Genomic DNA, 13,668 nt, shown 5'->3' with positions numbered 1-13,668 from the left:
CGCGTCAGCCCGGCGTCAGGAAGTGACGGTCAGTGGCGGCGAGGACGAAATCGACGATCTCGCGGACGTAGGGGCTTTCCGTGTCTTCGCCGAGACGGCGCGCACGGTCCTGGAACGCGCCTTCGCCTTGCGCGAGCATCTGGAACGCGGCCCTCAGCGCCGTGATGTCCGAGCGCGCGACGCCCCGCCTCTTCAGCCCGACGAGGTTCAGCCCGTCGAGCACGCCGCGCGGGGCCTGCACCAGCCCGTAGGGAATGACGTCGTTCGTCACCATCGTCACCGCGCCGATGATCGCACCGCGTCCGATCCGCACGAACTGATGCACGCCCGAGAGGCCGCCGACGATGACATCGTCCTCGATCACGCAATGGCCCGCGAGCGCGGAATTGTTCACAAGGATCACGTTGTTCCCGATCCGCACATCATGCGCGACGTGGCATCCCGCCATGAACAGACCGTCATTGCCGACACTCGTGACGCCGCCACCGCCATCGGTGCCGGCATTCATCGTCACGTGTTCGCGGATGCGATTTCGATCGCCGATGACGAGACGGGTCTTCTCGCCTTTGAATTTCTTGTCCTGTGGGATCTCCCCGATCACCGCAAAGGAATAGATCGCGTTCTCCGCGCCGATTTCGGTCTCTCCCGTGACCACGACATGCGATTTAAAAACGTTGCCGGGCCCGATCCGGACATCCGGGCCGATATGGCAGAACGGGCCGATCTCGCAGCCGGGACCGATCTCGGCCCCGTCCTCGATCACGGCACTGGGATGAATGCGGCTTCCGGTCAAGAGGTGAGGTCCATCATCGCGGTGAACTCCGCCTCGGCGGCCATCTCGCCTTCGACGGTCGCTTGGCCCTTGAACTTCCAGACCTTGCCGCCCGGCTTGCCGCGCACCGTCTCGAGACGCATGCGGAGCTGATCGCCCGGCACGACCTTGCGGCGGAATTTGCAGCCGTCGATGCCCATGAAGTAAATGAGCATGTTCTTGTCGGCGAGATCGAGCGCAGTCCCGACCATCACCCCAGCAGTCTGGGCCATCGCCTCGACGATGGTGACACCCGGCATGATCGGAGTGCCGGGGAAATGGCCCTGGAAATGGGGCTCGTTCATCGTGACGTTCTTGATGCCTACGGCCGAGGAATAGCCGTCGATCTCTTCGAGCCGGTCCACCAGAAGGAAGGGATACCGGTGCGGCAGAATGCGCTGGATCAGTTGGATATCGGCGCGTTTGAGATCGTCGGACATGCCCGCTCCCCGGAATTTGTGCTTTCCCGTTCGGTAGCAACCTCGGCCCGAACTGGCAAGCGCGTCACTCCGTGGCGTTCGGCGCGCCCTCGCCCATATCGAAGAGCGATCCGTCGTCCGCCTGCGGCTGCGGCGCCTGCTCTGTCGGCGTGCCTTCCGGTGCGCCCGAACCCAGGTCGGAGCCATCGCCGATCGTGGCGTCGACGCGCGCGATCGCGACGTCGGTGATGTCGATGGAATTCGCGCTCAGCAGGACGTTTCCGCGTTCGAGGATCAGCGCCGCACCAGCATCGCGCAGGATTTCACCGAGCACGGGCTGGGCCGCGCTGAAGAATTGCCGCCGGGCGGTCTCGTCACGATTGGCGAGCGCGCGCGCCTTCGCGTCCTGTTGCTGGCGCAGGTCCTGAACGCGGGTGTCGAAATCGTCGGCCATCTCGCGGAACGCTTCCGGCTCAACGGTTCCGCGCAGCTCGGTCAGCCGGCGTTCCTCTGCGGTGAGTTCGGCCTCGAGACGCCGGTTTTCCGCGGCGAGTGCCTGTCCGTCCTCCTCGATCTGCGACAGAAGCCGCTGACCGAACGCGCTTTCGCCAAAGAACCGCTCGGACTCAATGGTCAGGATCGGCGAGCGGACGACCGCGCGCTCGCCAGAGCCTTGGTCTTGCGCCAGAACGGGCAAGGCCAATACCAGCGCGAGGATCGCGCTGCCGAGCCAGATCGCCCAGAGACGTATCATCAGAAGTCGGTCGAGATCGTCAGCTCAAAGTTCTGTTCACGATCCTCTTTTTCCTTCTGAAGGGCCTCGGAGAAGTTGAACCGCAACGGGCCGAGCGGCGTGTCCCAGAACAGCGACACACCCGCGACCTGCCGGATCGAGGCATCATCGTAGAGCACCGATCCCGTCGCGTTGTCCTTGTTCTCGACGCCCCAGAGCGTGCCGACATCGTAGAACACGCCGCCCGAGACGCCGTATTCGTCCGGCAGGCCCAACGGGAATTCGGCCTCGAAGCGAGCGACCGCGAAGTAATCGCCGCCAAGCGCGTCATCAACGCCTGGGCCAACTTCGCGCGGGCCGATCCCGCCGGGCTCGAAGCCGCGCATGAGGCTCGAGCCAAGGAAGAAGCGGTCGGTCACGCGGCTTGAATCGCCGTCGAGATAATTGAGCGCGCCAGCTTCGAGGGTCGCGCGGAGCGTCACTTCCTCGCTGAAGGCCAAGCGCTGCGCCACGGCGCGCGCGCGGGTCTCGACGAAGGACACATCGCCGCCGACGCCCCCGAATTCCTGTCCGAACTCCAGAAGCACGCCCGCGTTCGGGTCGAGCCCGGTCCGGCGCGTGTCGTAGCTGAAGCGGTAGCCGAGCGAGCTTTTGATAACCTGACCCTGCGCCGCCTCGGCACGTACAATCCCGCCGACATCCGATGCATCGGGCACGGTCAAGTCTGTGCTCTCAAGTGTATAGCTAAGTCTCAGACGACCATTTTCTGAGATTGGAAATGCTAGAGAGGGCGAAAATCGTGCTACTTCCGTGTTGTAGTCAGAGTTATCCTGTTCCGTCCGCGCATAGGACAGCCCCAAACCGAAGGCGAGATCCCGGCCCAGGAGTGCCGGCTCGACAAAGTCGAAAGAATATCGTTCTGTGTCCGCAGTTGTAGTTGCCGAAAGGCTAAGCTGTTGACCGCGGCCTAGGAAGTTCTGCTCCGCGAAGGACAAGTTCAGACCGAAACCGGTCGAGCTTGAGAAGGAGCCGCCGATACTGATGGAGCCGGTGGGCTGCTCTTCGACATCGACATCGACGATCACCTGCTGCGGCGAGGAGCCTTCGCGGGCTTCCACCTGCGCGTCCGCGAAATAGCCGAGCGCCCGGATGCGTTCAGCGGCGTTGCGGATCTCGCGCGGGTTGAAGGGATCGCCTTCGACGGTTTCGAACTGGCGGCGCACGACACGGTCGAGCGTGGTGGTGTTGCCTTCGATGTCGATCCGCTCGACGAAGATGCGCGGCCCGCGCGTCAGCACGAACTCGACATCGAGCGTCAGGTCGCGATCGTTGCGGATCACGCGCGGTTCGACGCGGACGAAATCGAGCCCTTCCTCGACCGCCCGACGCTCGAGGCGCTCGATGTCGCGGTCGACGAGCTGCGGTGCGTAGATGTTGCCCGTGCGAACAGTGGTCGCGCTTTGGAAGGCGGGAATGTCCACTTCCGGCAGATCGGAGGTCACGCTAACCTGTCCGAAGCGGAATTGCTGGCCTTCCTCGACGTTGAAGGTCACGAAATAGCCGTCACGTTCCCGCGCGAGTTCCGCGTTCACGCCGGTGATACGGAAGTCGACGTAGCCGCGCGAGGCGTAGAAATCCTCGAGAAGCTGCTGGTCGAACTGGATGCGATCCTCGATGAACGTGTCGCTCTGAATGATCGCGCGCAGAAGGCCGGCCTGCTTGGTCTCGACAACGCGGCGCAGGCGACGATCGGAATATTGCTGGTTGCCGACAAAGCCGATGCGCTCGACCTCGGCGACACCGCCCTCGAACACCTCGAAGACAAGGTCGATGCGGTTATCGGAGCGGCGAATGACGCGCGGCTGAACGCGTGCGGCGATCCGGCCCTGCTGAAGATAGGCTTCGGCGATCTCGTTCGCGTCGGCCTCGGCGGTAGAGGGCGAATAGACCCGGCGCGATTGCGATTGCAGAAGCGGCGCGAGGTCCTCGTCGTCGATGCGCCGGTTGCCCTCGATCGCAATGCGGTTGATCGTCGGATACTCGACGACCCGGATCAGGAGCGTGTTGCCCTGCGGGACGATCTCGACGCTCTCAAAAAGGCCCGAATTCTGGATGTTCTGGAAGGCATCGTTCAGTTGCCCGGCCGAGACCGGTTCACCACGCGCGATCCCGGCATAGCTCAGAATCGTGGACGGCTCGATCCGCTGGGTGCCTTCGATCTGCACGTTGTTGAAGACGAAGGTCTGCGCCACCACCGATTGTGGAACAGACACCAGAGCCGTCGTCGCCGTGAGTGCAAAAATCGCCAAACTTGCGCGTTTGGTCATCGCGTTTAGCGCCGCCAGACGCGGCCGCGCGTTGGTCGTGCTCGACATCCCGCCTATCCTTCAGACATCCCTCAAAGAAGTCAGTATCGGGATTGGCGAACCTTGTCAAAAGCCAGAAGGGGGAAAATAGCGCTCAGAAAGAGCCCACGAACGTGCCGAGGCACAGGGCCACAACGATGGTCAGACCGTAGAGGATGCGGTCCCAGTTCAGGTTCACGATCAACCCGAGGCTGCGATAGCCGTCATGAATGGCCTGTTGCATGTCCTTATCCGTAAAGCTGCCGTTTCACGGATGATAGCTGCCACCTGATTGCGGCAGTTTTGCGGCAAGGGCGCGGCGCCAGAATGGCCGCTGCCCCTGTCGGATCAGGGACAGAACAGATCGTTGGTGATGCCGAAAACCATGAGGGACAGCACGAGCGTCAGGCCGATCGACATCAGCACTTTGAGCGCGCGGTCGGAAGGCGGACGCCCCGAGACAGCCTCATAGGCGTAAAAGCACAGATGTCCCCCGTCGAGAACGGGAACCGGAAACAGATTCAGAAGCCCGACCGCGGTCGACAGGACGGCGATGAACCAGATGAAATTGGTCGTCCCCTGGCTTGCCATCGAGCCGCTCGTCTCGGCGATGCCGATGGGGCCCGAGAGATTGCAGGTGGAGATCGCGCCGGTGATCATGTGCCAGAGACCGGAGATCGACCCTTCAATGATCATGCCGGTCTGCGCCACACCCGAGGAGACGGCATCCCAGGGTCCGGGGGTTTCCGTGGCTGGCTCGAAAAAGAGACCGCCCACGATACCGATCCGGTAGACCGTGCGGAAGGAATTGTCAGGCTGCGGCTCGTCGGTCCGCCGCGGCGTCAGCGTCGTTTCGATCACCTCGCCATCGCGCCAGATCTCAAGATCGAGCGGCGCGCCTTCGGACCCCTCCACCTTTTCGCGCAGCTGGTCGAAGGCGAAGACATCCGCGCCATCGATGGTGAGGATCACGTCGCCCTTCCGGAAGCCCGCATCGTCCGCGGCAGAGCGCGGCACCACCGAAGTCGCGATAGGCGGATAGACGTAAGGGCCTTCAAAGACGATCTCGTCCTCGCCGCGGCGCACGGTGTAGTCGAGCACGGGCTCGGTCGGCAGGCCGTCGAGGAAGCTTTCGAAATCTGCCGCAGCCTCGAAACTCGGCGGGGCGACACCGGCGATTTCGACGATCTCGTCGCCGGGCTCCAGCTCCTGCACCGAGGGCAGCGGGCGCAGATCGCCCACTGTGATCGGCTCGGACACCACGCCGCGCGCCATGAAGACGCCCGTGAAGACGAGAATGGACAGGATGAAGTTGAAGATCGGCCCGGCGGCAACCGTCGCGGCCCGCGCCCAAAGCGGCGCGCCGTTCATCGTGCGGCGGCGCTCACTCTCCGGCAGCGCGCTCATCGCCGCTTCGTCCTTGCCGCCCGAGGGGTTCGCATCGCCGCGGAATTTGACGTATCCGCCGAGCGGGAAGAGCGCGATCTGCCAGCGCGTGCCGCGCTTGTCGTCTCGCGAATAGATCACCGGGCCGAAGCCGAGGCTGAAGACGTCGGCGTCGATACCCGACCAGCGTCCGACGATGTAATGGCCGTATTCGTGGATGGCGACGATCACCGACAGGGCGACAATAAAGGCCAGAAGCGTCCAGAGGAGACCTCCGAACTGCGGAATGAGCGTCACCAGATCCAAAACCCCTGCCCTTCTTCAGCCTATTTCTTCGTCCGCAAGCCTTCGTGCGAGATGGTCTGCTTCGAGCACCTTATCAAGCGTGATCACGTCGATATTGAGACCGCCCTTGGCCGAAACCCTGTCGAGAACGCGCTCCACAATGCGCGGCATGTCGAGGAATCCGATCCGGCCATCGATAAACGCATCGAGCGCGCGCTCCTTGGCGGCATTGAAGACCGCGCCCGAAAGACCGCCCGTTTCCATCACCTCGCGCGCGACGCGGAGGGCGGGCCAGCGCGTTTCGTCGGCGGGCCGGAAAGTCAGCGTCGCGAGCTTGGCAAGGTCGATCCGCTCCACCGGCACGGGACGGCGCGCGGGATAGTTCAGCGCGAAACCGATGGCATGGCGCATATCCGGCGGACCGACATGCGCCATGAGGCCGCCATCGCAGAAGCCGACAAGCGCGTGGATCATGGATTCGGGGTGGACCACGGCCTCGATCTGGCTCGGTGCGAAGCCGAAGAATTCCTTCGTCTCGATCAGTTCCAGCGCCTTGTTGAACATCGAGGCGCTATCGATGGTGATACGCTGGCCCATGTCCCAATTGGGGTGCGTCGCGGCCTCTGCGGGCGTCGCCTCGGCCAGCTTCTCCAGCGGCCAGTCGCGGAACGCACCGCCCGATGCGGTGATGATGACACGCTCGACGCAAGCGATATCTTCGCCGAGGAGCGCCTGGAACACGGCTGAATGCTCGCTGTCGACGGGAATGACACGGCCGCCATGCGCCTCTGCCGTCGCCATGACCAAGGGGCCCGCGCAAACCATGCTTTCCTTGTTGGCAAGCGCGAGCGACGCGCCCGTCTCAAGCGCCGCGAGCCCCGGTGCGAGCCCCGCCGCCCCGACGATGGCGGACATGACCAGATCCGCCGGCCGGCGCGCAGCCTCTACAAGGGCAGCCTCGCCCGCCGCCGCCTCGATGCCGGAGCCATCAAGCGCCGCGCGCAGGTCGGGCAAGGCATCCTCGAAAGCGGTGACGGCAAGGCTCGCGCCGAAGCGCCGCGCATCCGCCGCCAGCTGCGCCACGTTACGGCCGCCGGTCAGAGCGACAACCTCGAACCGATCCGGCTCGCGCGCGACAAGGTCGAGCGTGTTCTGTCCGATGGAGCCTGTCGCCCCGAAGATGGAGATGCGCCGTCTGTCGGTCATCCGGTCACATGCTCGGCGGCAAACCCGGCGGGAAGCCGACGATCTGCCCCGCGATCAGGATGAAGAGCGCCGCGCCCAGCATACCGTCGAACCGGTCGAACAGACCGCCATGGCCGGGAATGAGGTTCGAGCTGTCCTTGACCCCTGCCCGGCGCTTGATCGCGCTTTCGGCGATATCGCCGAGCTGGCTCGCCATCGAGATCGCGATCGACAATGGCACCAGCCCGTAATTGGCGTTCGACAATGCCGCGAAGGCCGCGCCGAGCGCGCCTGCAGCGATCCAACCCGCCACAGTGCCCGACCAGGTCTTCTTGGGGCTGACCCGCGGCCAGAATTTCGGCCCGCCGATCAGGCGGCCCGCAAAGTAGCCCGCCACATCCGTTGCCACGACGACCAGCACGAGCCAGAGCATCCAGAAGAGCCCGTAATCGTCGCGGTGAGCCATCATGCCGTAGCCCGCGAGCATGATAAGGGCAGTGAAGCTGGCAAAGGTCACGCCGCCCCGGCTCATCTGCCCGATACCGAGCATCGAGGGCGCCAGCAGCAGCGGCATCGCAACCGCGGGCGAGACCTCGCCTGCCGTCAGCACCGCGATCCCCGAGGCCACACCCAGAACAAGCGGGGTCTTCGCGCGGTCGTGGTCCAGCATCGAGACCAATTCCCAGACCATAAGACCAACAATGAGCGCGATCGCGATATGGAAGGTGAATCCACCGATCCAGACGACGGTCATGCCGACCGCCACCAGCACGATGCCCGAAATCATCCGTTCGGAGAGGTCGTTCCAGCGTGACCTGGCACTCATGCAGGCACGGCTCCGTAGCGGCGTTCCCGCCTTCCGAAGGTTTCGGTCAGCCGGGCGAATTCGGCTGCGGTGAAATCGGGCCAGAGCGTGTCGACGAATTCGTATTCGGAATAGGCGGATTGCCACAGTAGGAAGTTCGAGATCCGCGCCTCGCCGCTCGTGCGAATGACGAGATCGGGATCGGGCAGAAGGCAGGTGTCGAGATAGCGCGGCAGCGTCTCCTCGCCGACATCGGCCGGATCGAGCCGGCCCGCGGCGACGTCCTCGGCAAGGCGCTTGGTTGCGCGGGCGACCTCGTCACGGCCGCCGTAATTGAGCGCGATCGTCAGGTTCGTGCCTTCGCAATGGGCCGTCATCGCCTCGAGCTGGTCCATCAGCTTCTGCAACTTGTGGTCGAGACGCACCCGATCGCCGATGAAGCGCACACGAACGTCGTTGTCGCGCAGCGCCCGCGCCTCGCGTGTGATGTAGATCCGGAAGAGGGACATGAGACCCGCAACTTCGTCCTGGGTGCGCTTCCAGTTCTCTGTCGAGAAGGCGAAGATCGTCAGGTATTCGACACCGCAATCGGGGCAGGCCTCGACGATCTCTCGCACGCGCCGCGCGCCCGCCTGGTGCCCGAAAAGGCGCGGCCGCCCCCGGCTTTGCGCCCACCGGCCATTGCCGTCCATGATGACGGCGACATGGCGCGGCGCGCCTGCGGGCTTGTCCTGTTTCGACATCGAAACGGCCTCCTGACCGGTCTTCGTGCTGCGCGGGCGGGTGCGGGGTCTCAGACCTGCATGATTTCCTGCTGTTTGGTCTCGAGCGCCTCGTCCACGCGCTTGATGTAATCGTCGGTCAGATCCTGAACCTCGGTCTCCCAGAACTTCTGATCGTCCTCGGACATGCCGTCGTTCTTGGCCTTCTTGATCTGGTCCATGCCGTCGCGGCGGACGTTCCGCACGGAGACGCGCGCATTCTCGGCGTATTGACCTGCGACCTTGGTCAGCTCGCGGCGGCGTTCCTCGTTGAGTTCGGGGATCGGCAGCATGATGATCGTGCCGTTCATCTGCGGATTGATCCCTAGTCCCGACTCGCGGATCGCCTTGTCCACCTTGTTGACGAGGCTCTTGTCCCAAACGTTGATGGTGACCATGCGCGGCTCGGGCACGTTCACTGTGCCGACCTGGTTGATCGGCGTCATCTGCCCGTAAGCCTCGACCTGCACCGGCTCCAGCATCGAGGCCGAGGCCCGGCCCGTCCGCAGCGAGGCGAATTCGGTTCTGAGGTTGGACATGGCGCCATCCATGCGCCGCTTCAGATCGTCGGTATCCAGTTCGAAATCGTCAGCCATGATCCTGTCTCGGTCGTCGTGATGTTTTTTATGCGTCGCTGGGCGTTCTAAGGGACGCGGCAGGTCTTGTATAGACGCCCCATCCGTCAGCCCCTAGCCGTGAACCTTCGTATAGGTGCCTTTACCTGCAAGAATACCCCGGAAGCCGCCCGGCTCGTCGAGCGAGAAGACGATGATCGGCAGGTTGTTGTCGCGCGCAAGCGCGATCGCGGAGGCATCCATGACCTTGAGGTGCTTGGCCAGGCAATCGTCGTAACTGACCTCGTCGTACCGCACCGCGTCGGGATGCTGCATCGGATCCTTGTCGTACACGCCGTCGACCTTCGTTCCCTTGAAGATCGCCTCGCAGGCCATCTCGTTTGCGCGGAGCGTCGCGGCCGTATCGGTAGTGAAATACGGATTGCCCGTACCGGCGGCGAAGATGCAGACGCGCTTTTTCTCAAGGTGGCGCACGGCGCGGCGGCGGATGTAAGGTTCAGCCACCTCGTCCATCCGGATGGCCGAGATCACCCGAGTATAGACGCCGAGCCCTTCGAGCGCCGATTGCATCGCGAGCGCGTTCATGACCGTGGCGAGCATACCCATGTAATCGGCGGTCGTCCGCTCCATCCCCTGCGCCGATCCGGCCAGACCGCGGAAGATATTGCCGCCGCCGATGACCATGCAGATCTCGACACCCATCTCCTGGACCGACTGCACTTCGCGGGCAATCCGCTCCACCGTCGGGGGATGCAGGCCGTAACCCTGGTCGCCCATCAGCGCCTCGCCCGAAATCTTCAACAAAACCCGTTTGAAGGTGGTGGTATGCTCGTCGCCTTGGGCCATGTTGCGCTCCGTGACTGTGGCGGTCTAGGATTGCGGCCATAGATGTCGGAAATCGTGCCCGATGACAATGGCGCGGGATGAGGATGAGACCCAGCCGCCGATGATCGACCTGTCCAGCATTCACCCCGACCGACCCGTGCTGATCGCGGGGCCGACCGCGTCGGGTAAATCGGGGCTCGCGCTCGCCATCGCCGAAGCGCAGGGCGGGGTCATCCTGAATGCCGACGCGATCCAGGTCTTCTCCGATTGGCGCGTTCTGACGGCGCGGCCCTCTCCTATGGAAGAGGCCCGTGCGCCTCACGCGCTATACGGCCACGTGCCGGGCGATCACCCCTATTCTGTCGGCGAATGGCTGCGCGAGATCGCGCCCTGGCTCGATGGCCCCGAGCGCCCCATCATCGTCGGCGGTACGGGGCTCTATTTCAACGCGTTGACTCGAGGTCTTGCACAGATCCCACCTGTGCCGGACGCGCTTCGCCAAGAGGCGATGGCGCGTCTGGCTGAAGGCGGGCCGGATGCGCTCCTGCCCGAGATGGACGCGGAAACCCGCGGCCGGATCGACACCGCGAACCCCATGCGCGTGCAGCGCGCCTGGGAGGTCTATCGCGCGACCGGAAAGGGACTTGCCGCCTGGCAAGCCGAGACGCCGCCGCCACTGCTGGCGCCCGACGAGGCCGAAACCATCGTCATCGGCCCAGACAAGGACTGGTTGAATGCGCGGATCGAGACGCGATTTCGGCAGATGATCGCCGAAGGTGCGCTGCAAGAGGCGAAAGAAAACGCAGCCGGGTTCACGATGGCGCGTCCCTCCGCGAAAGCCATTGGCGCGCGCGAGCTCATATCGCATGTTGAAGGAGTTATGAGTCTCGATGACGCGATCAGCAGCGCCGTGATCCAGACACGGCAATTCGCAAAGCGCCAGCGAACCTGGTTCCGCTCCAACATGGGCGCATGGCGTTGGATCGATCCTGCGCGTGCGGAGGTCTGAGATGGCATCCGGCCCGAGCTTCCTGCGAAAACCAGGCAAGATCCACGACACCGCCGCCGTGCCGCGCCGCATCCGCTGCGAGAATATCGGCAAGTTCACGCGCGGCGCGCCGTGGCGGATCTCGGATCTGCATGACCGCGACACCGATCTTCTGATCTGGATCACCAAGGGTCAGGGCCGGGTGAATATCGGCGGCGTGCTGCGCGGCTATGGCAGCCACAACGCGATTTTCCTGCCGGCTGGCACACTCTTTGGCCTGGAGCTGACGCCGCAATCGCTAGCGAGCGTGATCGAGGCACCTGCCGGCATGATGGAGCTGCCGAAGCGCCAGCCCGAACACGTGCGCTGCCGCGACAGCCTCGCCCAGGCGGAGTTGACCGCGGAGATTGAGGCGATGAGCCGCGAGATCGGCCGCGACCGGCTCTACCTTACGGATTCGCTCGAGGCGCATCTGAGGCTTGCGACCGTCTGGCTGCGCCGGCAGATCGCCGAAGGTGCCGCGGATCGACCGAAAGACACCGCGACGCAAAGGCTGGCGCGGCGCTTCTCGGATCTCGTTGTGCGCGAGTTCCGATCAGACCGGGTGATGGCGGATTATGCAGGGGCGCTCGGCGTGACGCCGACGCATCTCACGCGCGTCTGCCGCGCCGCCTCGGGCAAGACCGCCGCCGAGATCATCACCGAGCGCAAGCTTTACGAAGCTCGCGTGATGCTGGGGCAAGCGGAGCCGCCGATCTCGGGCGTGGCGGAGGCGCTCGGCTTTCATTCGGCCGCGTATTTCACCCGCTTCGTCCAGAGCCATACCGGCCAGACGCCATCGTCGCTGCGAAAGCGCGCCCTGACCACGGGACGGGCATGATGCGGCTTCACCCGTCGATCCCGGCGCTCGGGATGGAATATCGCTCAGGTCAGCTTTCGCGGCGCGAGTTCCTGACGCGCGCGACGGCACTCGGCGCATCGGCAGCCGCGCTCGGCGCGCTTGGCTTGCCGCGTCCGCTTGCCGCTCAGGATGCGCCGCGACGGGCATCCGGCGGCACGCTTCGCATCCAGCAGGATGTGCGCGCGCTCAAGGATCCACGCACGATGGACTGGCCCGAGATCGCCAATGTCACGCGCGGATGGCTCGAATACCTTGTCGAGTATCAACGCGACGGATCGGTCCGGGGCATGCTCCTTGAGGATTGGGAGGTCAACGCGGACGCGACCGAATACCTGCTCAAGATTCGTCCCGGCGTGCGTTGGTCAGACGGCACGGAATTCACCGCGCAGGACGTGGCGCGCATGTTCGCCTATTGGTGCGAGCCGGAGGTGCCTGGAAACGTCATGGCGGCGAGCCTGTCGTCGCTGAGTGATCCCGAGATGGGCGGCCTTCGCGAAGGCGCGGTCGAGATCGTCGATCCGATGCGCGTTCGACTGCGACCGGGCAGCCCCGATGTGACGCTGATCGTGGCGCTCGCCGACTATCCCGCCGCGGTCATCCCGCCCGGCTTCACGCCCGAGACGATGCTAGAAAATCCCGTCGGAACAGGCCCCTACCGGCCAGAGCTCATCTCGACAGGAGAGCGGGCAATCCTCGTGAGGCGCGAGGGCTACGACTGGTGGGGGACCAAGGTCGAAGGGTTCGGGCCGGCAACGCTCGAGCGGATCGAGTTCATCGACCTCGGCACCGATCCGGCCTCCTGGGTGGCAGCGATCGAGGACGACCGGGTCGATATGCTCTACGAGAATGTGGGCCGTTTCATAGACGCTGCGACGGAGCTTGGCTGGGAAAGCTCGCGCACGGACACGGCCTCCACGGTGGTTTTGCGCGGCAATCAGAATGCGGATGTGAATGGCGAGAAGCTTTATGCCGATCCGCGTATCCGTCGCGGCCTCAGCCTCGCCATAGACAACGCGATCTGCCTCGAGCTCGGCTATGGCGACCGTGGCGAGGTCGCCGCCAATCACCACGTCGCCCCGATCCAGCCCGATTACGCCGATATAGGCCCGCCGCGGTTCGCGCCCGCAGAGGGCCGCGCATTAATCGTGCAGGCGGGCAAGATCGATGTGACGCATGACGTTGTCACGCTCGATGACGGCGTGGCCCGGAGGACCGGCGAAGCGGTGGTCGCCCTGCTTCTCGATGCCGACATTCCCGCGCGCCAGACCGTCCTTCCCGGATCGCGCTTCTGGTCGGCCTGGAAGGACTTTCCGCTCTCGATCACCGAGTGGAACCACCGCCCTCTCGGCGTGCAGACACTGTCGCTCGCCTATCGTTCGGGCGCGGTGTGGAACGAAAGCGCTTACGCCAATTCGGAGTTCGATGCAGCGCTGGCCCGTGCCCGCGCGATCGCGAGCGCCGAGGAGCGGCGCGAGGTCATGGCCGAGCTGGAGCGGATGCTGGTCGAGGATGCGGTGATCGTGCAGCCTTATTGGCGCGCGCTGTTCCGGCATTTCCGGCCCGGTATCCTCGGGGCAGAGATGCACCCATCCTTCGAAATCCACCTCTACGCGCTCGGATGGGCCGAAGGGGCGCGAGACGAGGAGTGA

The 13,668-nt window shown here is 64.4% G+C and carries 14 protein-coding genes; 3 read left to right on the top strand and 11 right to left on the bottom strand.

The window, feature by feature from the left end; genetic code table 11:
* Positions 1-4: 4 nt before the first annotated feature.
* From lpxA to pyrH, 11 genes are all read right to left on the bottom strand, one after another.
* The gene (lpxA, locus tag BM171_RS12405; RefSeq protein ID WP_093012713.1) at positions 5-793 is read right to left on the bottom strand and encodes an acyl-ACP--UDP-N-acetylglucosamine O-acyltransferase; all 789 of its coding nucleotides are present in this window, start codon (positions 791-793) and stop codon (positions 5-7) included.
* Positions 790-1,251 (bottom strand): 3-hydroxyacyl-ACP dehydratase FabZ, encoded by a 462-nt coding sequence (fabZ, locus tag BM171_RS12400; protein ID WP_093012710.1) that lies wholly within the window; start codon positions 1,249-1,251, stop codon positions 790-792. Before fabZ ends, lpxA begins: the two co-directional genes overlap by 4 nt.
* A 64-nt stretch (positions 1,252-1,315) precedes the next feature.
* Positions 1,316-1,984 (bottom strand): OmpH/Skp family outer membrane protein, encoded by a 669-nt coding sequence (locus BM171_RS12395; RefSeq protein ID WP_093012707.1) that lies wholly within the window; start codon positions 1,982-1,984, stop codon positions 1,316-1,318.
* Positions 1,984-4,338: an outer membrane protein assembly factor BamA gene (bamA, locus tag BM171_RS12390; RefSeq protein WP_093012703.1), complete on the bottom strand. Its 2,355-nt coding sequence runs from the start codon at positions 4,336-4,338 to the stop codon at positions 1,984-1,986. The genes BM171_RS12395 and bamA overlap by 1 nt, the downstream gene beginning before the upstream one ends.
* 85 nt (positions 4,339-4,423) lie before the next feature.
* Positions 4,424-4,552: a hypothetical protein gene (locus tag BM171_RS19350; RefSeq protein WP_256371897.1), complete on the bottom strand. Its 129-nt coding sequence runs from the start codon at positions 4,550-4,552 to the stop codon at positions 4,424-4,426.
* Positions 4,553-4,656: 104 nt separating this feature from the next.
* Positions 4,657-6,000, bottom strand: a complete 1,344-nt coding sequence (gene rseP / locus BM171_RS12385; RefSeq protein WP_093012700.1) for an RIP metalloprotease RseP — start codon at positions 5,998-6,000, stop codon at positions 4,657-4,659.
* Between the two features lie 15 nt (positions 6,001-6,015).
* Positions 6,016-7,185 (bottom strand): 1-deoxy-D-xylulose-5-phosphate reductoisomerase, encoded by a 1,170-nt coding sequence (gene dxr, locus BM171_RS12380; protein WP_093012697.1) that lies wholly within the window; start codon positions 7,183-7,185, stop codon positions 6,016-6,018.
* Positions 7,186-7,189: 4 nt separating this feature from the next.
* Positions 7,190-7,990, bottom strand: a complete 801-nt coding sequence (locus BM171_RS12375) for a phosphatidate cytidylyltransferase (protein WP_093012694.1) — start codon at positions 7,988-7,990, stop codon at positions 7,190-7,192.
* A complete protein-coding gene (gene uppS, locus BM171_RS12370) occupies positions 7,987-8,712 on the bottom strand; it encodes a polyprenyl diphosphate synthase (RefSeq protein WP_093012691.1) in 726 nt (241 codons plus the stop codon). The genes BM171_RS12375 and uppS overlap by 4 nt, the downstream gene beginning before the upstream one ends.
* Before the next feature lie 50 nt (positions 8,713-8,762).
* Entirely contained in the window at positions 8,763-9,326 is a 564-nt protein-coding gene (gene frr, locus BM171_RS12365; RefSeq protein WP_093012688.1) for a ribosome recycling factor, read from the bottom strand.
* 93 nt (positions 9,327-9,419) lie between these two features.
* Positions 9,420-10,151: a UMP kinase gene (gene pyrH / locus BM171_RS12360; protein ID WP_093012686.1), complete on the bottom strand. Its 732-nt coding sequence runs from the start codon at positions 10,149-10,151 to the stop codon at positions 9,420-9,422.
* Between the two features lie 67 nt (positions 10,152-10,218).
* On the opposite strand from pyrH, the gene miaA reads away from it, so the two are divergent.
* From miaA to BM171_RS12345, 3 genes are read left to right on the top strand one after another with little or no spacing between them, the layout of a single operon-like run.
* A complete protein-coding gene (gene miaA / locus BM171_RS12355; RefSeq protein WP_245760260.1) occupies positions 10,219-11,139 on the top strand; it encodes a tRNA (adenosine(37)-N6)-dimethylallyltransferase MiaA in 921 nt (306 codons plus the stop codon).
* 1 nt (position 11,140) lies between these two features.
* Positions 11,141-11,998 carry a helix-turn-helix transcriptional regulator gene (locus BM171_RS12350; protein ID WP_093012684.1) on the top strand — a complete coding sequence of 286 codons (858 nt, stop codon included), beginning with the start codon at positions 11,141-11,143 and terminating at the stop codon, positions 11,996-11,998.
* Positions 11,995-13,668 carry an ABC transporter substrate-binding protein gene (locus tag BM171_RS12345; protein ID WP_093012681.1) on the top strand — a complete coding sequence of 558 codons (1,674 nt, stop codon included), beginning with the start codon at positions 11,995-11,997 and terminating at the stop codon, positions 13,666-13,668. The genes BM171_RS12350 and BM171_RS12345 overlap by 4 nt, the downstream gene beginning before the upstream one ends.

The sequence above is a fragment of the Roseivivax halotolerans genome (assembly GCF_900115815.1).
Classification (GTDB): Bacteria; Pseudomonadota; Alphaproteobacteria; order Rhodobacterales; family Rhodobacteraceae; genus Roseivivax; species Roseivivax halotolerans.
This window is presented reverse-complemented; position numbering and strand designations above follow the sequence as displayed.

Bases quoted from the DNA above. Each gene is read 5' to 3' on its own strand.
- fabZ (WP_093012710.1), bottom strand. From the start codon at position 1,251: ATGTCCGACGATCTCAAACGCGCCGATATCCAACTGATCCAGCGCATT.
- BM171_RS12395 (WP_093012707.1), bottom strand. From the start codon at position 1,984: ATGATACGTCTCTGGGCGATCTGGCTCGGCAGCGCGATCCTCGCGCTG.
- bamA (WP_093012703.1), bottom strand. From the start codon at position 4,338: ATGTCGAGCACGACCAACGCGCGGCCGCGTCTGGCGGCGCTAAACGCG.
- BM171_RS19350 (WP_256371897.1), bottom strand. From the start codon at position 4,552: ATGCAACAGGCCATTCATGACGGCTATCGCAGCCTCGGGTTGATCGTG.
- dxr (WP_093012697.1), bottom strand. From the start codon at position 7,185: ATGACCGACAGACGGCGCATCTCCATCTTCGGGGCGACAGGCTCCATC.
- BM171_RS12375 (WP_093012694.1), bottom strand. From the start codon at position 7,990: ATGAGTGCCAGGTCACGCTGGAACGACCTCTCCGAACGGATGATTTCG.
- uppS (WP_093012691.1), bottom strand. From the start codon at position 8,712: ATGTCGAAACAGGACAAGCCCGCAGGCGCGCCGCGCCATGTCGCCGTC.
- frr (WP_093012688.1), bottom strand. From the start codon at position 9,326: ATGGCTGACGATTTCGAACTGGATACCGACGATCTGAAGCGGCGCATG.
- pyrH (WP_093012686.1), bottom strand. From the start codon at position 10,151: ATGGCCCAAGGCGACGAGCATACCACCACCTTCAAACGGGTTTTGTTG.
- miaA (WP_245760260.1), top strand. From the start codon at position 10,219: ATGGCGCGGGATGAGGATGAGACCCAGCCGCCGATGATCGACCTGTCC.
- BM171_RS12350 (WP_093012684.1), top strand. From the start codon at position 11,141: ATGGCATCCGGCCCGAGCTTCCTGCGAAAACCAGGCAAGATCCACGAC.
- BM171_RS12345 (WP_093012681.1), top strand. From the start codon at position 11,995: ATGATGCGGCTTCACCCGTCGATCCCGGCGCTCGGGATGGAATATCGC.